Source organism: Pseudomonas sp. Marseille-Q5299 (assembly GCF_943737035.1).
Lineage (GTDB): Bacteria > Pseudomonadota > Gammaproteobacteria > Pseudomonadales > Pseudomonadaceae > Aquipseudomonas > Aquipseudomonas putida_E.
The window spans coordinates 1-18,546 of the sequence record NZ_CALSFR010000007.1 but is presented as its reverse complement, the minus strand read 5'-3'; the positions used below and the strand labels follow the sequence as shown (position 1 = coordinate 18,546).

16 protein-coding genes are annotated in these 18,546 nt (G+C 57.7%); 8 read left to right on the top strand and 8 right to left on the bottom strand.

Translation table 11 applies throughout. The annotated features are described in order from the left end of the window. Positions 1 to 116 precede the first annotated feature (116 nt). Complete coding sequence (locus NGJ21_RS19255) at positions 117 to 503, bottom strand: putative quinol monooxygenase (RefSeq protein WP_174141852.1); 387 nt, start codon at positions 501 to 503, stop codon at positions 117 to 119. 352 nt (positions 504 to 855) lie between these two features. Between NGJ21_RS19255 and NGJ21_RS19250 the strand changes: the two genes are divergently transcribed. Both NGJ21_RS19250 and NGJ21_RS19245 read left to right on the top strand, forming a co-directional pair. Next, positions 856 to 1,344 carry a (R)-mandelonitrile lyase gene (locus NGJ21_RS19250; RefSeq protein ID WP_174141851.1) on the top strand — a complete coding sequence of 163 codons (489 nt, stop codon included), beginning with the start codon at positions 856 to 858 and terminating at the stop codon, positions 1,342 to 1,344. Continuing rightward, entirely contained in the window at positions 1,341 to 2,138 is a 798-nt protein-coding gene (locus tag NGJ21_RS19245) for a carboxymuconolactone decarboxylase family protein (protein ID WP_251962516.1), read from the top strand. Before NGJ21_RS19250 ends, NGJ21_RS19245 begins: the two co-directional genes overlap by 4 nt. Positions 2,139 to 2,281: 143 nt before the next feature. Here NGJ21_RS19245 and NGJ21_RS19240 read toward each other — a convergent pair whose 3' ends face one another. The 5 genes from NGJ21_RS19240 to NGJ21_RS19220 all read right to left on the bottom strand — a co-directional run bounded on the left by NGJ21_RS19240 (position 2,282) and on the right by NGJ21_RS19220 (position 9,228). Continuing rightward, positions 2,282 to 3,199, bottom strand: coding sequence for a LysR family transcriptional regulator (locus NGJ21_RS19240; protein WP_119687290.1), 918 nt, complete (start codon positions 3,197 to 3,199; stop codon positions 2,282 to 2,284). Positions 3,200 to 3,307: 108 nt separating this feature from the next. Further along, positions 3,308 to 3,751, bottom strand: a complete 444-nt coding sequence (locus NGJ21_RS19235) for an NUDIX hydrolase (RefSeq protein ID WP_251962515.1) — start codon at positions 3,749 to 3,751, stop codon at positions 3,308 to 3,310. Between the two features lie 1,607 nt (positions 3,752 to 5,358). Further along, positions 5,359 to 7,782, bottom strand: a complete 2,424-nt coding sequence (locus NGJ21_RS19230) for a TonB-dependent siderophore receptor (RefSeq protein WP_251962514.1) — start codon at positions 7,780 to 7,782, stop codon at positions 5,359 to 5,361. Between the two features lie 90 nt (positions 7,783 to 7,872). Continuing rightward, entirely contained in the window at positions 7,873 to 8,715 is an 843-nt protein-coding gene (locus NGJ21_RS19225; RefSeq protein WP_177010495.1) for a FecR family protein, read from the bottom strand. 3 nt (positions 8,716 to 8,718) lie between these two features. Then, a complete protein-coding gene (locus NGJ21_RS19220) occupies positions 8,719 to 9,228 on the bottom strand; it encodes an RNA polymerase sigma factor (RefSeq protein WP_174141846.1) in 510 nt (169 codons plus the stop codon). 909 nt (positions 9,229 to 10,137) lie between these two features. Between NGJ21_RS19220 and NGJ21_RS19210 the strand changes: the two genes are divergently transcribed. Then, positions 10,138 to 10,380, top strand: a complete 243-nt coding sequence (locus NGJ21_RS19210; RefSeq protein ID WP_251962513.1) for a hypothetical protein — start codon at positions 10,138 to 10,140, stop codon at positions 10,378 to 10,380. A gap of 140 nt (positions 10,381 to 10,520) precedes the next feature. Then, a complete protein-coding gene (locus NGJ21_RS19205) occupies positions 10,521 to 10,736 on the top strand; it encodes a DUF3077 domain-containing protein (protein WP_119687292.1) in 216 nt (71 codons plus the stop codon). A gap of 283 nt (positions 10,737 to 11,019) precedes the next feature. Here NGJ21_RS19205 and NGJ21_RS19200 read toward each other — a convergent pair whose 3' ends face one another. Both NGJ21_RS19200 and NGJ21_RS19195 read right to left on the bottom strand, forming a co-directional pair. Then, positions 11,020 to 11,910, bottom strand: coding sequence for a serine hydrolase domain-containing protein (locus NGJ21_RS19200; RefSeq protein WP_196996559.1), 891 nt, complete (start codon positions 11,908 to 11,910; stop codon positions 11,020 to 11,022). A gap of 241 nt (positions 11,911 to 12,151) precedes the next feature. Further along, a complete protein-coding gene (locus NGJ21_RS19195) occupies positions 12,152 to 12,622 on the bottom strand; it encodes a MarR family winged helix-turn-helix transcriptional regulator (protein WP_161872815.1) in 471 nt (156 codons plus the stop codon). 286 nt (positions 12,623 to 12,908) lie between these two features. On the opposite strand from NGJ21_RS19195, the gene NGJ21_RS19190 reads away from it, so the two are divergent. The 4 genes from NGJ21_RS19190 to NGJ21_RS19175 all read left to right on the top strand — a co-directional run bounded on the left by NGJ21_RS19190 (position 12,909) and on the right by NGJ21_RS19175 (position 17,926). Continuing rightward, positions 12,909 to 13,862, top strand: coding sequence for a PDR/VanB family oxidoreductase (locus NGJ21_RS19190; protein WP_196996560.1), 954 nt, complete (start codon positions 12,909 to 12,911; stop codon positions 13,860 to 13,862). A gap of 36 nt (positions 13,863 to 13,898) precedes the next feature. Beyond that, on the top strand, positions 13,899 to 14,975 hold the full coding sequence (locus NGJ21_RS19185; RefSeq protein ID WP_012314966.1) for a Rieske 2Fe-2S domain-containing protein: 1,077 nt from the start codon (positions 13,899 to 13,901) through the stop codon (positions 14,973 to 14,975). A gap of 307 nt (positions 14,976 to 15,282) precedes the next feature. Beyond that, entirely contained in the window at positions 15,283 to 16,617 is a 1,335-nt protein-coding gene (locus NGJ21_RS19180; RefSeq protein ID WP_251962512.1) for an MFS transporter, read from the top strand. Between the two features lie 34 nt (positions 16,618 to 16,651). Continuing rightward, entirely contained in the window at positions 16,652 to 17,926 is a 1,275-nt protein-coding gene (locus NGJ21_RS19175) for an OprD family porin (protein ID WP_161872811.1), read from the top strand. Positions 17,927 to 18,546: the final 620 nt, after the last annotated feature.

Genomic DNA, 18,546 nt, shown 5'->3' with positions numbered 1-18,546 from the left:
AGCCCTTGGCTTCATGATCGTCCAGATGTTCATGTGCACTATTGCGGGGCCCTGTCATTTGGCGTGTGGGGATGAGGGAATCTGGCCGTTCTCGCTTCTGCGAACCCACCCTACCCTCACTTTCCAGCTTGGACGCTCAGTTGAACGGGCGTGGTCTCGATTAATCGCTTTGAAAGAATCATCGACTGGGTCGCCGCCGCGTACTTCTGAAAATGCGCTGAGGCAATATGGCTCCGATAGGCTTCATCGCTCGCGTATATCTCGAAGAAGTGCAGCCGGTTCGGCTGGTCTTTCTCCGCCACCGAATAGATGGCCAGCACGCCAGGCTCAAGGCGGATCGACTCGGCCATTTCCTCTTTAACCGCCGCCTCGTATTCCTGCAGTTTGGCTGGGTCTATTTCAAGCTGGGCAATGCGCACTACCGTCTGCATGTCTTCTCCAAGCGCTTGAGCGGCGGTTAAGCAAGCCACTGCGCAGGCCCCTATCAAGGTCGGAATTTTCATCCTGTTTCCTCAGTGGCTGTGGGCAGCGATCTTGGCGGTGGCCAAGCCAATGCCGGACACCGCGCCGGTGACCAGTGCGACTTGGTTGCGAAATTCAAAGCTCATGGATGATCTCCGTTACAAAAATTTAACCAGATGGTTAGCAGCATATTCCGTCAAGGGCGTGCGGACTAGCCGGAGAAGGCAGGATGTTCCGATGAGCCAAGCTCATGAATGAGTGGGCTTATAATCAGACCGTTTCAGCAATTGATGAGCCCTACTCACAACTTCATGCGACCTGAGGCCGGTAGTCACCGCGTTTGCGCTGCACTAACTTGGCCACTGAATCGGCCATCACCTCAGGAGCCTGCTGATGCCAAAAATCGTTGCTGGGTTTGCCCTGGCTACTGTTCTGATCCCGGCGGCAGCCATCGCCTCCGACCCTGCACCCGATCAAACGATGCTGGTTGTAAGGAACGGTGAGCAGCCTTCCATCAACGGGCCGGCCACAAGCTTTGTCGGCAGCGCACGCATAGACCCGCTTTTTCCAGCCCGTGCGCCGTCCAGGGTTTCCGCTGGTTACGTCAATTTCCAACCGGGCGCACGCTCGATGTGGCACACCCACCCGCTGGGGCAAACCCTGGTGGTTACCGCCGGTACCGGCTGGGTGCAGCAAGCGGGCGGTAAAAAACAGCTGATCAAACCGGGGGATGTGATCTGGACGCCCCCAGGCGTCAAGCACTGGCACGGCGCAACGGCTACCACCGGCATGACTCATATGGCCATTCAAGAGTCCCTCGACGGCAAGAACGTCGAATGGCTGGAACCCGTCAGCGAGGCGCAATACGAGGCCGCCGAATGAAACTGCTTAAGACCGCCCTCGCCTCGTTTTCCCTGTTGTTGGCCGCCTGCTCCACCGCCGACAAAACTAAACCCACCGGCATTGCGCAAAGCCCCGGCGCACCGAGCCTGGACGACGTTCGCGCAGTCTCGCCCGCCTTGGCGCACAACACCGAGATGTTGCTGCTGGACGAAGTGTGGAAGCGACCAGGCCTTTCACCCCGCGACCGCAGCCTGATCACACTCGCGGTGTTGATCAGCCGTAACCAGACTGTAGAGTTGGCGTATCACTTGAATCTAGCCCTGGATAACGGCGTGAAACCGGCTGAGCTATCCGAACTGATCAACCATCTGGCCTTCTATTCCGGCTGGGCCAATGCCACTGCCAGCGTGGCAGCTGCCAAAGCGGTATTTGCCAGCCGAGGGATCGGGGCTGATCAGTTACCGCCGGTTGCACCTACGCGGCTGCCCATCAACGAAGCCGCCGAGAACGTGCGGGCGCAAGCGGTTGCCAACAATGTCGGCCCCGTCTCACCTGGGCTGGTGCACTACACCGGCGACGCGCTGTTCCACGACCTGTGGCTGCGGCCCGATCTGGCGCCCCGCGACCGCAGCCTGATCACCGTCAGCGCCCTGATTGCCAACGGCCAGGTGGCCCAGGTGACCTACCATCTCAATCGCGCAATGGACAACGGCCTGACCCAGCCAGAGGCCGCTGAAATGCTTACCCAGCTGGCGTTCTATGCAGGCTGGCCAAACGTGTTTTCTGCCGTGCCAGTCGTCAAAGATGTGTTCGCCACCCGTAACAAAGGCTGACCTCAAAAACGCTACCGCTTACTCGCCGGGCGCGCTTGGCAGGGCCTCGTGGTGCCGGGAGTAAGCCGGGCAATGACTCTTTTCATTGATGACAGGCGCGCCCCACCTACTTGCGGTGTTTCAGCAAAACCAAACCGGCCTGATCAGGGGCTGATCGGCCCCAGCGGCTGAACCTCGCGAATCAGGTCAATCAACAGCCGCAAGCCCACCGGCAATTGCCGGTGGCTCGAGTAATACATGTGAAAACCCGGCGCAACGCTGGACCAGTCATCCAGCACCCTTACTAAATCGCCGCTGGCCACCAGCGGCGCAATCACTGGCTCCGGTGCGTACATCAACCCCGCGCCATGACGAATCAATGACACGCCAATGCGCGTCTCATCAATGGTGATCGCACCCGGAACAGCGATGGACAACTGCTCACCATCTTTCTCGAATTCCCAGTCGTACATACGGTCATTGCCCAGGCGAATGCGTAAGCAACGGTGCTTAAGCAAGTCCTGCGGATGTTTCGGCTCGCCAAAGCGCTGAAGGTAGTTGGCAGTGCCCGCCACCACCCAGCGGATGTCCGGTGACAGGCGCTGGGCAATCATATCTTCCGGCACCGTTCCACCGTAACGAATGCCCGCGTCATGCCCACCACCAATCACATCTACCAAACGGTTGGTTACCGTCAGGTCGATTTCGATGTCGGGGTAGCGGTCATTGAAAAGGGGTAATACGGGGCCGAGCAGAAAGTCCGCGCCATCGCTCAAGGTGTTCAAACGAATACGCCCGGTAGGCTCATCGCGGTAGCGATTGAGCACCTCCATCGCCTGGCCGATTTCATCGATAGGCCCACTGATCAGCGTATGCAACTCTTCGCCGGCGGCGGTCAACGTTACGCTGCGGGTGGTTCTGTTTAGCAGGCGAACACCAAGGCGAGTCTCCAGCCCCTTGATCGCATGACTAAGCGCCGATGCGCTGATGCCCACCTCAAGCCCGGCCCGGTTGAAGCTCTGGTGGCGGACGATGGCCAGGAAGTAGACGAAGTCGGCCAGATTGGCACGGCTGAGTTGCATGGGACGGCTCCTGCTGGCAAATACGTTTGCAGCAGTCTCTATACCAGCATTAGCGGCATTCGTTAATTGGAAGCAGATTGAGCGAGAACAATTGAATCGTGGGAACGATTACGGTCCATTCGCCCCTCCCCCCCAATGACCGGACGTTTTCAGTGTTTCGCATGAAAACTCCAGTGCCCGCTGGAAGACCGGATGACAGTCGGCATAGGGAAGATTGTGGAGCGACGCCCAGAAAAACTCGAAGAGGTGGCCATGGTCATCCAGCGTCTGATGAACCCAGCACTCAGGCAGCTCCCTCCCAGAGCGACAAAGGTGAAACGACCATACCTGATCTTGGTGGTCAGACTTCCAGCATCCCAGATCAAGCCCGATCACTGCGTCACTGATACCGGACTCCTCTTCCAGCTCACGCAATGCAGCCGCACCAGGTGTTTCTCCATTCTCGATAGTGCCCTTCACCAGTTGCGTGCCTGCCAAAGGGTGCCTGAATAGGAGAATCTTGATGGGTAGCGAAGTCGAGAGAACTACGGGACAGGCCTTGTTGGGGTACATCGCAATCTCCCTATGCGGCATATAAGCTTGAGTGTTTGCTTTTGGCCGAATCTTAGCCTTCGTGACGGGCAGCTTCGGGTCGGTAGCGGTCAATCGCGACAGGCTGCTGTCGACCCGAAGCAGACAGCGATCCAAAGCTCTGTGGTCAGTACTGGCCTCATCGCCGGCAAGCCGGCACCCACAGAATGGACTGCCCCAGGAAATCACCAGCCTTCAGGCATGCGCTGTACCTGTGGGAGCCGCGCTTGCCGGCGATGGGCCGCGAAGCGGCCCCGGTTACAGATGTTCCGGACGATGCGGGCAGACCATCTCTGCGTCGGAGGGATCAACAGGCCGACACTCCAGCCTGGGAAATCCTTCACATACTTGTGTTTCGATCATCGCTTTCCCAGCATCAGTAACATCGACTCATCGCGATCACTGGTTGACATAGACCGATCAGTCCCCCCACATTTTGAGCGCTGGAAACACCAAGAAATCAGATGTTCTCTCTTCCTTGTAGTCCATTTCCCAAACATACTCTCGCCGCACTTTTTCCGTTGCGGTCGCTTGGGCTGCATTCTAGTCTCGGCGGGCCGCTGTTGTTCAGCGATCGGCTTTGACAGGCAGCGACGGTATTATGCATACGGCTTGCCTTCAATGGCGGCTGTACGTGCGGGCACGCTTGCGTGCGCCGGAACTTGCATAGTCCGCCGGTCTGTCAACCCATGTACAGCTGCCACCCTTCTGTTTGACAGCGGATAGGTGACCGCCTAATTGAAGGTACTAAGGGCTGAACTGACTGACCCTGGCGGACATGTGTAACCGGGGCCGCTTCGCGGCCCATCGCCGGCAAGCGCGGCTCCCACAGGTACAGCGCATGCCTGAAGACTGGTGATTTCCTGGGGGCAGTCCATTCTGTGGCCGGTTTGCTGGCGATGAGGCCAGTACTGAACACAGAGCTTTGGATCGCTGTCTGCTTCGGGTCGAAGTTTGCCGATCGTGTCCCAGGAAGTCGTTCGCGAGTCCGATCAAACCCTATGGAGTATTTGGGCAATCTCCTGTGCAAGTACCTGTGGCTGCTCAAGCATCATCAGATGGCCCACCTCAGGCATGATGGTCATGCTGGTCGCCTGTGCTATCGCCCAGTCAGGCACATCCCATTCAGCTCGGGAGCGCTCTCCGCTAACAAGTGCACAGGGATAGAAGAAAATACCGTCTTCAATGCATCGTGGTAGTGATCACCTCCGGTCTCGATCAATACTGATCGGGCCATGGTTTGCAATGTGCTGGAGGGTTGATGAGCCAACCAAGTCGCAGCGACCTCTTTTTTTGCATTGACGCATGCACTGAGGGTGAACATGCAATGAGCTGGCCAGTGACCCAGTCTGAACGCAGCACTCACGTCCAGAGTGAGATTTGTGGAGGCGTGGTTTGCGGATCCACTTCTGGCCGTTTGTTTTCTGTGGTGAGGGGCAGCTTCGGGTCGAAAGCGCTATTCACTACCTGCCAGAAGGCAGGCTCGAAAACGGCCACACATGAGTGACCTTTTCCGGGCTATGCCGAACGCCTGCTCGCGCCAGGCTCGCTGAGCCAATCACAGCGGGTCCTTCCACAACGCAACCTAACTAGAATTCGGGCGTGTATTTCACACTGAACATCACGTTGCGCGGGTCACCATAGTAGTTGTTGTAGTCAATGGTGTTGTAAGCCGGCACGTAATACTTCTTGTCCAGCAGGTTGTTCAGGTTCGCCGCCACGGTGACTTCGTCGCTGACTTTGTACGCCACCCGCGCATCCCACACCGCATAGCCCGGCAGGTCGAACACATGGTCGTAGGAGGTGGTGCCGGTGACCGCCGTGGTCCCGAGGCCCACCGAAGTGCGGCTCCAGTCACCCGGCAAGGTGTAGTCGGCCCACAGCTTGAACTGGTGCTTTGGCGTCCAGGTGCTGTACACCTTGTCCTTGTAGTCTCCATCTTCCAAGTAGCGTGTGGTGTTGTAGACGTAGCCGGCCATCACCTGCAGACCACTCAGTACCTCGCCGCTGACCTGCGCTTCCAGGCCCTGGCTGCGCACCTTGCCCGAGGCCGTGGAGCAATACCAGCCATCGCAGTCCATAGGGCCGCTGCGGTTGAGCACCGCGCGATGCTCCTGGTCATAGCGAAACAGTGCAATCGAAGTGTTCAGCGCACCATCGAACAGCTCACCTTTGAGACCCAGTTCATAGTTGCTGCCAATGATCGGCTCGACCACCGAGCCCGACACCGTGCGCGCGGTCTGTGGCTGGAACACGTCAGTGTAGCTGGCGTAGATCGACCACTGTTTGTCCAGCGCATACACCAGCCCCGCATAGGGCGATACTTTGCCGCTGCTGCTGGTGGTGGACTCACTGTAACCGCTGTGGTCAAAGAATTCGGCGGCGTAGCTGAAGTCGTACCAACTGGTGCGGGCACCGAGAATAAGCTTCAGCGGGTCGGTCAGATTGATCGACCAGCGCGTATAGAAACCCTTCTGCTCTACCTGGTACTCGGTCAACTGGCCACGGCCGCGGCTGGCCAGTTCGTAGATGCTCGGCATGGGTCGATGATGATCGACATTCGACGAGTCCGCACCGAAGGTGGGTGCCCGTGCCCAGCGGTCATCAGTGTTGATGCGTGAGTAGTTGGCGCCAATCAGGAAGGTCTGCTCGAAGCCAAAACCGGTGAAGCTGCCATCCAGGTAAAGGTCCAGGCCCTTGCTGTGGGTGGTGAAATCAGTGCTCCAGTCTATATAGGTGTTATCTGTAGAACCATTGGCCGGCAGGGCATCCCACAGCGCCTGGTAGGTGGCACCATTGTGTTCGCTCATATACACGCCGGCAGCCTTTAGCCGCCAATCGTTGCTCAGCCGATAGGTGGCATCCAGGAACACGCTGGTCTGGTCATTCTCAGCTCGGTTCCAGTCGGCGCCGACATAGGTCGAGCGCGACCAGTCCGGGTTGCCTCCGTCGGCGTAGCGCGGCAAGCCGAGCATGGCTGGACGAGAGTGGCCCTTCTGGTTGGCAACGCCCAGGCCTACCGTAAGGTCGGGCGTGAAATCGTAGTCGACTGCACCGTAGACAGTCTGGTTCCAGCCACGCACGTAGTCGATGAACGAGCCGCTGTCATTTTGGCTGATAACGGTGCGTGCACGCAGGGTGCCCTCGGCGTTCAGCGGACCGCCGGCGTCCAGCTGCAGGCCGTAGCGGTCCCAGGAGCCGGCCTTGCCAGTGAGGCTGACAGTGGCCTTTTCCTGACCACGCTTGCGCACCAGGTTCATCGCCCCGCCCGGGCTGTCGCCACCTTGCAGCAGCGCGGCCGGGCCCCGCAGCACTTCGACGCGGTCGTAGAAACTCAGATCTTCGGTCAGATAGCTGCCCAGCGAGTAAGTATTGCGCGGTACAGGCACGCCATCGTACTGCAGCGTGTCGATGCTGAAGCCGCGGGAGTAGATGAACAACCCCGAACCTGGTGACTTGGTAGCGGTCAGGCCAGGCGTTCGGCTGACCAGATCGGAGATGGTCTGGGTGTTCTGGTCATCCATCTGCTGGCGAGTCATGACGGTGACTGACTGCGGGATGTCCTTTAGGCTCTGCACGCCCTTGCCCAAGGTCACGGCGCCGGAGGTGTAGGAATGGCTGCCCTCGGTTGTAGTCAGTGGGGCGCGGCCGATGACACTGGAGGCCTCCAACTCCAGCGCGCCGTTGCCGGGCTCGCTTGGCAGGGCGATCAGAAACTGGCCGTCGGCAGTCTGGCCAAGGGTCAGGTTGCTGCCAGCGATCAGTTGGCGCAGTGCCTGCTCGACGCTCAACTGCTGGTGCAACGCCGGCGCCTGCACGGCGTGGGCGGCGTCTGTGTTGAAAAGGATACGGGTGCCAGTCTGTCGGGCCAGGGCGCTGATCGATTGGTCCAGCGGCTGTGCAGGCAGGTCGATGCGGTAGTGTGCCTGTTCAGCTTGCAAGGGGCCGGCTGCCAGGAAACCAAAAGTCGCCAGGAACATCGTCTGGCGCAGCGGGTAGACAAAGAGCGTCATGGAATCCCTATCGAAATGTAATGAGAATGAGTTTCATAGGGATTGGCGTTTGTGCCATGGCGAACTTTGATGTGTGGCTGAAAATAATTATCAGTGACGCACAACTACCTTCACCACACCGCCATCTTCGCGGTGCACGGTTACCGGAGCCAGCCGGGGGAGCGTGTCGATCAGCTGTTCGACGTTGCCAGTCAGGAACTCACCGCTTAGTCGATACGCCCCAGCGGGTGCACCTTCTAGTTGAATCGGCGCGGCGCGATGGCGCCGTAGTTGAGCGACAACCACGTCCAGCGGCGTGCCGTCGAAGTGGAACAGGTCACGCCGCCATGCCTCCAGTTCACCGGGCCTTGTCGCTTCGATCGGGCCAAGGGCCAGCGGGCTGGCGAGCAACTGCTCCTTGGCGGTGAGCTGCCTGCGGGCCTCGCCGTTGTCCACTTCCACCGCACCCTCCAGAACAGCCACCCGCACACCGCGCAGGTCGCTGCGCACATCGAACACCGTGCCGATGTCGCGCACTGCCACACCTTGGCTGCGCACGATGAAGGGCTTGGGTTGATGTGCCACGCTGAACAGACCTTCGCCGTCGAGCAGCTCGAACTGCCGGCTGCGCAGGCGGTACTCGATGCGCAGCACGCTACCGGCGTCCAGCTCGATTCGGCTGCCGTCACTCAGGTGCAGCACTTCGCGTCCACTGCTGGCGACTTCGATCTGGCGGTAGCCGAGCGCCGGGTCGGCCAGCCAGGCCCAGCCGGCCAGAGCCAGCAGCAAGGCTGTGCCGGCAGCCTTGCGCCGACGACTGGCATTGCGTGTGCTCTGCGCCCTGGCTTCGGCCAGCAGGGCTTCGCGACTGGGCACCAGGGCGCGCAGCGACTTGGCGTAAGGCTCTAGGTCATCAGAACTGATGGGGGCGGTGGGTGGGGTTTTGCGTTGCAATGGTCAGGTCTCCGGCTGCCAGCGCTGCGCAAGGGTGCGCATGGCCCGCATGAAGTGCTGGGCGACCATGTTGACGGAAATGCCTAGCTCGTTTGCGATGTCATGTTGAGGCATGCCGTGGATGCGGTGCAGAAGAAACACGTGGCGCTGGCGCGCTGGCAACGACTCGATCACCGCCAGCAACGCCTTCAGGCGCTGTTCGAACTCCAGTGCCAGCGCGCCGTCGAGGTCGTCGCGATGCTGCTCGACCACGGCTATCTGGCTCTGCATGTACAACGAGCGGGTGCTTTCGGCGCGGCGCCGATCAATGGCGCGGTTGAGCGTGGCACGGCGCAGAAAGGCGATGGGTACGCTGATGGCCTTGACCGGGGGTTTTTCCAGGATCTGCACGCAAACATCATGGACCACGTCACGGGCGAAATGCTGGTTGGAAAAGCGTCGACGGATATGCTCGACCAGATCGTCATAGTGCAAGGCCAAGGCTTGCAAGAGATCGTTGTCAGTCGAGGCCATGACGGCATCCAATTGATAGTGAATATCATTTATATCATGCAGTTCCCAGATCGGGCAAATTGATCTGAAGCTGGCCATCCAGCGCACAGTCCAGCAGGCGCTTGGCCAGAACGATTGGATCAAATTGACGTTACGATCAGCACTGAAAAATGAGGTCGCACATCATGCCGGCGTTGGCACAACTACCGCATGCGTGGTCTCCAGCGATATAGAGAGGTCACCGGCGAGCGAACTCGGCATCAGCAGCTTGCATCAAGGCCAAGGCTAGGCCTCGGCGGCGGTAGGCCGGCTGGTCAAGGTCCAAGAGCTTGAATCCATAATACCGACCGTCACCGAGCCGCTCCTCCAGCCATCGGTGAAAGTGCTGAGCCATGACCTGTGGTGTTTCAAGACTCCGCCCTCTTCAAGAAACATTTCCTGACGGTGCGGGCAGACCATCTCTGAGTCAGAGGGACCGTGAGGCCGACACTCCAGCCTGGGGAATCCTTCACATACTTATGTTTCGATCATCGCTTTCCCAGCATCAGTAACATCGATTCATCGCGAGGCTGGTTGACATAGACCGATCAATACCCCCACATCTTGAGCTCTGGAAACACTAAGAAATCAGATTTTCCCTCTTCCTTGTAGTCCATTTCCCAAACATACTCTCGCCGCACTTTTTCCGTTGCGGTCGCTTGGGCTGCATTCTAGTCTCGGCGGGTCGTTGCTCATCAACGATACAGCTTTGACAGGCTGTGACGGTAAATCACGCAGACGGTCTCCTTTTTATGGTGGCTGTGCGTGTGGGCACGCTTGCGTGCGCCGGAGCTTTTCGTGATTTTACCGCCGGTCTGTCAACCCACGTACAGCTGCCACCCCACTGTTTGACAGCAGGTGGGTGACGGCCCCGCTAACGGTAAAATCATTATGTTAAAGGTCGTCCCCGATCCACCCCACAACCACCACTCCCTCGAAGACACCATCATCCAGGCTGCGGAGTTCGCCCTGTGTACGCAGAGCGTGGCGCAGCAGGCTGTTTCGCTACAGCCCAGAACGCCCGCCTCGATTCTGATGATGACCTCGATGCATGAGCTCGAGTCGCTACGCGTGCTGCTCGAATCAACCCTGATCCAGCTGCCGTTGCCGCCCGAGCCGCGCACCCTGCACTAGGCCGTTAAGCCTGTTTTGCCTGGGTGGGCGCTGTCGCCAGCAAGCCCATACGCACAGCGCGCTGCGTGAGACCGGTGCTGAGCTAAAGGCGGGTTGCCCGTCATGACGCCCAGGCCCTAAACCTTCGGGGAGAATACGCAATGACCCCAGACGACACCAAAGTCACTGTCGGTAAGACCACGTTCTACCAGGGTGAAAATGCCCGCGAACAGGCTTCAGAGCTGATGGGCTATGTGCGGGACCTGACCATCGAAGGCTTGATGGAAGATAAACCACAGCTGATCTGGGCTTCCCACTACCTGAGTGCGTTGGCCAAAGCACTGATGGATGATGCCGAGCTGGGCATGATGCACTAAGGGCTGAACTGCCTGACCATGGCGGACATCTGTAACCGGGGCCGCTTCGCGGCCCATCGCCGGCAAGCGCGGCTCCCACAGGTACAGCGCATGCCTGAAGGCTGGTGATTCTCTGGGGAGAGTCCATTCTGTGGGCCGGCTTGCCGGCGATGAGGCCAGTACTGACCACGGAGCTTTATCGCTGCCTGCCTCGGGTCGAAAGCGGTCAGTCGGTCGCGACCGGCTGCTGTGGAGCCATTGCGGACATTGAGCAGAGAGAGCGCCCCGAGGGGCACGCGAAGCTTCAGCGTGTCGCTTCCAGCGCCTCTCGTATTTCTTGAACTACCAGCTTTTCGATACCTGCCTCATCCGCCCCAATCGAGTGAGCTGCACAGCATGCGGCGCAGTCACCAACGACACACCGATAGACCGCAATAACGCTTCCCGGGCCCAATCCGGTATGCCCAGCCAACATCAAGTCACCCTCGATTCCACCTCGCATCATGCCGAGTGCGTAACCGGGCGCGAGCCAAGGCCGGCCTGCTATCGGGCCACCCAGTACCCGCGTCGTCTGCATTTCCTGAAGCAGATTGTTGGGTAGGAGGCCTCCAGCGAGCACGCCATCCAGCAGCCGGGCAGCCTGTGAGACAGGGCCAATCAGCAATCCGTGGTAGACCCAGCCGGGGTCGTAATTCAACGACCTGCCGAGGAGCCTCCCATTCAGCTCAGCACGCTCCGTTGCCAAGCGAACCGTCGATATGCCAAGCGGACTCAGGACTTGCTGCCTGATAGCGTCTGCGAGCGGCAGATCGGCGGCACGCTCGATGATTTGGGCTACCAGCATGAAACCAACATTCGAGTAATGCCAACCCGTTCCCGGGTTGTATCGGAGTCGGTGTCCATCCAGGCGCTGCATCATTTCGCCTGCGGGCCATGCGGACTCATGGTTGGCTACGGCGGCGTGGTATTCGGGAAGTTCGCCATAGTCCGCAAGGCCCGCCTCGTGACGCAGCAGTTGGCGCAGAGTGAAAACACCTTCGGGAAGCGAAGCATCCAAGTCGAGCCTACCGTCGCGCACCAATGTCAGGGCGGTCGCGGCTAACACCGTTTTCGTGAAACTCCACCAGGGCACGAGGGGTTCGTCCGGCAAGGCTGGCGATATCAGTCGGCCGTCGATAAGGGTAGAGATCAGCATTGAGTGCTCACGCAGGAGTGACAGGTCAGTTTGGAGGGGGCGGCGACAACATACCCCATTGCCACCTCGCAAACTCCAAGCTGATGTCTTTTGATGTGGGGTTTCCACGCGAACGTCTGCCCGATGCGCTGCCGTAGCCAATGAGCGTCACGGCGGTTAGCCCAGGATTAAAATGAAACGAATCTCATGGCCATCGTTGCGCGCAAAGCTACAGCCATGCCTCGCCGCAACCATCATCGATTCACGGTTTATCTGGATCGTACTCATTGACGTTGGCGACCTGGGCGTTCAGGCGACCGAGCAGGTCGATCAGCGTGTCCACTTCCGAAGGTGAAAGGCCACTGAGCAAACGGCGCTCTCTCTCAAGCGCAACCTTCAAGACCCGCTTGTACAACTGCGTACCGCTCTCTGTAAGCGACACGGTGTAGCGTCGTCCATCAGCAGGATCCGCCTCTGTGCGAACTCGCCCTGCCACCTCTAACGCGTGCAGCGCGCGGCTCACAGCACTTTTGTCCAGACCGATCACCTGGCAGATCCGATTGGCAGTGATCCCGCTTTCCACAGCCAGCATGGACAGCATCCTCCACTCCACAACACCAATCTCGAAGTGTTTGCGATAGCACTGGGAAGCGCCTGACGAGAGCTTGTTGGATAAAAAATTCAGCTGCGCTGGCACGTAGCGAGCGAGGTCCAGCTGGGGTTCCGAGGCCATTGAGCGCACACCTCCAATCGAGTTCTCGAAAAATTAGTTGACACCGCAACTAATTGATCCGAGGATTAACTCAACCAATAGCTGGGGCCAGCCCAGCATGATATGCCGTCAAAGCACCTCACAAAAATAATTATCAGGTAGTGCCATGAAAATCCGCGATCCACTCGCCTTCCGCGTGTCTAGCTGCAAACCTGAGCGGCCGCCCTTCGCTCCAGGCTGACCTCCTCCCAGTTGAATTAACCACCCGTATTCTTTTTGTAGCCACTTAACTGTGGGGGGATGAGTAATGCTTCAAGTAAACGTTAGCCGCAAGGCAAACGAAGCTGAAGGTGTTTGCAGCTTTGAATTGAGCCCCGTGAAGGGTGAAACCCTGCCACCTTTCGAGGCCGGTGCTCACATCGATGTCCATATCCCGGGTGGGCTCATTCGCCAGTATTCGCTGTGCAATGACCCCCGAGAGCGCAATCGTTATCTGATCAGTGTCCTCAAGGAACCCAACTCCCGTGGCGGATCAGAGGCAATGCATTCGATTGTCGGCCAAGGCCATGAACTGACCATCAGTGCGCCGCGCAACCTGTTCAAACTGGATCATGGCGCTGCACGTCATCTGCTTTTTGCAGGTGGTATCGGCATTACCCCGATCCTGGCCATGGCGTATGAACTTGCCCATCGCAAAGCTGACTTCGAGCTTCATTACTGCTTTCGCTCCTGCGACCGCGCAGCCTTCGTCAAGGCACTCGCTGACGCCCCCTTCGCCGACCGCGTAGTGCTGCACGATGACAACGGTCCACAACAGCAAAAACTGAATGCGGCAGCAATTCTCGACGCAGTCGATGAGGGACGCCATCTCTACGTCTGCGGCCCCTCCGGCTTCATGAATCACATCCTTGATATAGGTGAGGCCGCCGGCTGGCCGCAAGAGCGGATGCACAGAGAGTTCTTCGCCGGACAAGTCATTGACCAAGGTGCCAATGCACCCTTCCAAGTCGTGCTCGCCCGCAGCGGCAGATCATTCGATATTCCGGCAGACCGCACCGTGTTCGAGGTATTGGACGAAGCGGGAGTCGAAGTAGAAACGTCCTGTGAACAAGGCGTCTGTGGGACGTGCGTGACACGCGTACTGGAAGGTATCCCCGATCACAGGGATCAATTCATGACGGCCGATGAGCACGCCAGAAATGATTGTTTCACCCCGTGTTGCTCTCGGGCGAAGTCCCATCGACTCGTGCTTGATCTCTAGTGTCAGACAAAAACTAACTGTTTAACGGAGACTCCTATGACTGCCTCTTCTCTCCAGTCGTTGGCCCAGGACATTTTGCCTGCCAAACCCTCCACATTTCCGCTCAACCAATGGTATGTGGCTGCTTTGGGTTGGGAACTCAAGGATCGCCCCGTAGGCCGAACCTTGTTGAATAAATCAGTCGTCATGTTCCGCACCGCGGATGGCAAGGTAGCGGCCCTTGAGAACCGCTGCTGCCATCGGGCGTTGCCTCTCTCCGACGGCACACTTGAGGCGGGGGGACTTCGCTGTGGCTATCATGGCCTCTTGTTCAACGATGAAGGCAAATGCATCGAGATTCCTGGGCAAGACAAAATTCCGAGTAAAGCGAAGGTGGCAGCCTTCCACGTCGTGGAAAAAGATCAGATTGTCTGGATCTGGTTCGCAAGCCCCGAACATCCTGAGCCTACTACTGAACCACCCTCTTACGATATCCACAGCAGTGGAGACTATCTTTTTGACGGTGATGTGTATCACTACGATGCCCCGTATCAGCTCATTCACGACAACTTGATGGATCTGAGCCATTTGGGCTATGTGCACCTACGCACGATTGGCGGGAATGCCAGCATTCACATGAATGCGAAAATGACAGTAGAAAGTGACGACAATCATGTTCGTGTGGTTCGGCACATGCCCGGCTCTGTGCCGCCGCCGACGTACGTGGCCGCTTATCCGTTCAAAGACACTGTCGACCGATGGCAGGAAATTGAATTCCATGTCAGCCACTTGCGTATCTGGACAGGTGCCACTGACGCGGGGACCGAGTCGTTGGACAATCCACAACGTGGTGGCTTCCATATGCGCGGTTTCCACGGCGTGACCCCAGAAACCGAGACCACCAGCCACTACTTCTGGACAATCGCCACCAACCCGAAAAGCAATCACGAAGAGGTCAAGGCGAAGGTCGTCCAGCAAACGATGATGACGTTCGATGAAGACAAGGTCGTCATCGAGTCTCAATACAAGAACATGTGCCGGTTCGGTGAGCGGCCCATGATCGACATCCATGTCGATGCTGGCGCCAACAGAGCCCGTCGCATCATCGAAAAACTTTGCAACTCCGTTAGTTGAGTGCGCAGTGCATTTATATCGTGCGGGTATCTATGCACTTTTTTTACACGCCGCAAACGCAATACCGCCCCTCTTGGGGCGCTCTGAAACACCCTGCACCAGCGTGCAACTTGTTCAATGATAACTACAAGAGAGCGAGGCCTAGCTATGTCCGGAAATCGTGGTGTTGTGTATCTCGGGACCAGTAAGGTTGAGGTACAAAAAAATGATTACTCCATGTCTCTCCTACTCGCCGCCCAGGCAATGCTGCAGAGCCTGTCCGCGCACCTGACGTACAGGCCTTTCATCAGTCAAGAGGCCTGCCGTCATGAGTAACTACGCCGGGCACCAGCTCGATGAGAAAAAGATGTCCGCCTTCCAATGGTGGGTCATCACGCTCTGCTTCGTAATCAACATGCTAGACGGCTTCGACGTTCTGGTGATGGCCTTCACAGCCTCCTCCGTCGCCGCTGACTGGGGGCTCAACGGACTGCGACTTGGTTATCTGCTGAGCGCTGGCTTGGTCGGCATGGCAATTGGCTCACTGTTCATTGCCCCTTGGGCTGACCGCTTCGGCCGTCGGCCGCTGATTCTTGTCTGTGTAGGCGTGGCAGGGACTGGCATGGTTCTATCCTCGCAGGCCACCGGCCCACAGATGCTTGCAGCCTTCCGTTTCGTGACCGGCCTGGGGATCGGTGGCATTTTGGCCAGCAGCTATGTCATCGCTGGCGAATACGCCAACAAGCGCTGGCGGGGACTCGCAATCAGCCTGCAATCGACTGCCTATGCACTTGGCGCCACCATTGGTGGGCTAATCGCAGCAAAAATGATTCCTGCGCTGGGATGGAGGTCCGTGTTTCTTTATGGTGGGTTCGTCACGCTCGCAACCCTTCCCGCGTTGTTTTTGTGGCTGCCAGAATCGCTCGCGTTTTTGATGTCGAGCAAGTCCGAAAGCGCAATCAAGCGGATCAACCACTTGCGCCTCAAGGTGAAACTCGCACCACTTACCGAAATACCTGAAACGAGCCAGGTTGAGCGCCCATCACTGCGAGCATCGTTCGCTCAGCTCTTCTCCCCCGCCCTCTTGCGCTCAACGTTGCTGATCTGGGCGTCATTCTTTCTGGTCATGTTCGGTTTCTACTTTGTAATGAGCTGGACCCCAAGATTGCTTGTCACTGCGGGGCTGTCCAATGAGCAAGGTATCACCGGAGGCGTGCTTCTCAACGTGGGGGGTATATTCGGCACCGCGTTGGTAGGGCTATTGGCCGCACGCTTCCGGTTGTCCAAAGTATTGATGATCTACCTCCTTGCAAACGCCTTGCTGCTGGCCGTCTTTGTCAAATTTACCAACACGCTGAACCTGGCATTTGCGCTGGCCATCCTGATCGGCATTTTCGTGAATGGTTGTGTGGCGGGGCTTTACGCGGTGACACCTTCCATATACGACGCTAGCCAGCGTGTGACTGGCTTGGGTTGGGGTATCGGCATCGGTCGTGCGGGAGCAATTGCCTCCCCTCTTGTAGCTGGACGTCTGATCGACGCGCAATGGACCCCTTCTGATTTGTACATGCTGTTCGCAATGACGTTCGTTCTCGCCGCTATAGCGGTCGCCCTGCTGAAAATAACTCCACCCAAAGCACTACACGCTGCCACAAGCCTCTGAAATACCAAAAAACCATAACAAGAAGGTAAATCCGATGCGACGTTTTGCCGATTGCTTGCCGCTGTTTGCGCTAGGCGTGCCATCTCTGTGCATGAGCAATGTTGTTTCAGCAGCTTTTTTTGAAGACAGTACGGTTGCCCTGACCACCCGGAATTACTATCTCGATCGAGATTACAAAGGGGACTCATCCGTTTCGGCAGTTCGTGAATGGGCTCAAGGCTTCATTATCAAAGCGAACTCTGGCTACACCGATGGCCCCGTAGGCTTGGGCCTGGATCTCACAGGGATGCTTGGGGTGAAACTTGATTCGTCACCTGAACGATCGGGCACCCAACTGCTGCCTATAGATCCACAGACGCGCAGAGCACAAGACGCGTACTCTGAACTCGGCGTTGCGGTGAAAGCTCGATTCTCACAAACGAACCTTTCAGTAGGCACGCAACTTCCCGCGCTTCCCGTGATCACTGCTAGCCCTGCACGCCTCCTGCCTCAAACTTTCAGGGGCGCGTCAATAACGAGCTCAGAAATTGAGCACCTCACGTTACAGGCCGGGCGGATGGATCGAGTCAACCTTCGGGACTCGACAAACAACCAGCTCATCGCAATGGCTTCACCGAACGGACGGTTCAAGCCTGGCGTATTCTCTGATCGCTTCGACTACCTGGGTGGCGAATACCGCGTTTCAGAAAATTTCACAGCGCGTTATTACCACGCAAATCTTGAAAATATCTACGAGCAAGACTTCATTGGAGGTATTCATTCTATTGCAGCTGGGCGGGGTAAGTTGAAAACGGAGTTGCGAGTGTTCGACAGCCGGGAGAACGGGCGTGCAGAGGCTGGCAAAGTAGACAACCTTAATGCCGGCCTGACGATGAGCTACCAAACGGGTGGGCATACGTTTGGAATGGGCTACATGTATCAAACCGGAGATACGGCCTTCGCCTATCTCGCTGGAGGCGAGCCTGTCGTTCTGAGTGATGGGACCATGAGCGCGGATTTCGTGAACCCCAAAGAACGCACAATGCTTCTGCGATACGATTACAACTTTGTGGCGATGGGTATTCCGGGGCTCACGGGCATGATCCGCTATCTAAGGGGAACGAATATTGATTTGCCCCATCTCGGAGGCAGCGACCTTACAGAGTCATCGAAAGACCTGGAGCTTTCTTACGTCGTACAGTCTGGACCAGCCAGAGATTTAGCGTTTCGCGTCCGGCATGCATTTTACCGAAACGATCTGAGCTCAGCGGCAACCTTCAGAGACGACAACGAAACGAGAGTCAATGTAGATTACACAGTGAAATTCTAAAAACACGGCATCACGTCTGACGAAATCAAGTACTTCGGCGTTCGCCAGCAGCCCACTACCATGGGCAGCTATCGATAGCAGTCAGGGGTGACCGCTATCGATCTTTCGGTGGTCCACTACAGCGTAGCGTTAACGGCTCGACCGGCTGCGTTGCGCTGGGTGAGACACCACAACAGCTTGCGAGCGGCGTCCAACGCGTGTGCACCTGCCACCGAAATCGGATCATCGTGGGCCCCTACCGGGGTGCTCACGCCCACCGCAACGATGACCTTCCCGTCGAACAAGATCCTGCCAGGGTGGTGACGTCCAGCGCCGGATGGCCGTCGTTTCAGTAACATCGATTCATCACGAGACTGGTTGACATAGACCGATCACTACCCCCACATTTTGAGCACTGGAAACACCAAGAAATCAGATTTTCCCTCTTCCTTGTAGTCCATTTCCCAAACATACTCTCGCCGCACTTTTTCCGTTGCGGTCGCTTGGGCTGCGTTCTAGTCTCGGCGGGTCGCTGTTGTTCAGCGTCACGCTCTGGCCCGCCGCGACGGGATTTTGCATACGGCTTTCCCCGTCTCTTTTACACATCTGCAGCCGCCGACGAAAGCCTGTGGGCTGAGTTT

Bases quoted from the DNA above. Each gene is read 5' to 3' on its own strand.
- NGJ21_RS19230 (WP_251962514.1), bottom strand. From the start codon at position 7,782: ATGACGCTCTTTGTCTACCCGCTGCGCCAGACGATGTTCCTGGCGACT.
- NGJ21_RS19175 (WP_161872811.1), top strand. From the start codon at position 16,652: ATGCGACGTTTTGCCGATTGCTTGCCGCTGTTTGCGCTAGGCGTGCCA.
- NGJ21_RS19210 (WP_251962513.1), top strand. From the start codon at position 10,138: ATGTTAAAGGTCGTCCCCGATCCACCCCACAACCACCACTCCCTCGAA.
- NGJ21_RS19240 (WP_119687290.1), bottom strand. From the start codon at position 3,199: ATGCAACTCAGCCGTGCCAATCTGGCCGACTTCGTCTACTTCCTGGCC.
- NGJ21_RS19205 (WP_119687292.1), top strand. From the start codon at position 10,521: ATGACCCCAGACGACACCAAAGTCACTGTCGGTAAGACCACGTTCTAC.
- NGJ21_RS19195 (WP_161872815.1), bottom strand. From the start codon at position 12,622: ATGGCCTCGGAACCCCAGCTGGACCTCGCTCGCTACGTGCCAGCGCAG.
- NGJ21_RS19200 (WP_196996559.1), bottom strand. From the start codon at position 11,910: ATGCTGATCTCTACCCTTATCGACGGCCGACTGATATCGCCAGCCTTG.
- NGJ21_RS19220 (WP_174141846.1), bottom strand. From the start codon at position 9,228: ATGGCCTCGACTGACAACGATCTCTTGCAAGCCTTGGCCTTGCACTAT.
- NGJ21_RS19235 (WP_251962515.1), bottom strand. From the start codon at position 3,751: ATGTACCCCAACAAGGCCTGTCCCGTAGTTCTCTCGACTTCGCTACCC.
- NGJ21_RS19180 (WP_251962512.1), top strand. From the start codon at position 15,283: ATGAGTAACTACGCCGGGCACCAGCTCGATGAGAAAAAGATGTCCGCC.
- NGJ21_RS19190 (WP_196996560.1), top strand. From the start codon at position 12,909: ATGCTTCAAGTAAACGTTAGCCGCAAGGCAAACGAAGCTGAAGGTGTT.
- NGJ21_RS19255 (WP_174141852.1), bottom strand. From the start codon at position 503: ATGAAAATTCCGACCTTGATAGGGGCCTGCGCAGTGGCTTGCTTAACC.
- NGJ21_RS19245 (WP_251962516.1), top strand. From the start codon at position 1,341: ATGAAACTGCTTAAGACCGCCCTCGCCTCGTTTTCCCTGTTGTTGGCC.
- NGJ21_RS19185 (WP_012314966.1), top strand. From the start codon at position 13,899: ATGACTGCCTCTTCTCTCCAGTCGTTGGCCCAGGACATTTTGCCTGCC.
- NGJ21_RS19250 (WP_174141851.1), top strand. From the start codon at position 856: ATGCCAAAAATCGTTGCTGGGTTTGCCCTGGCTACTGTTCTGATCCCG.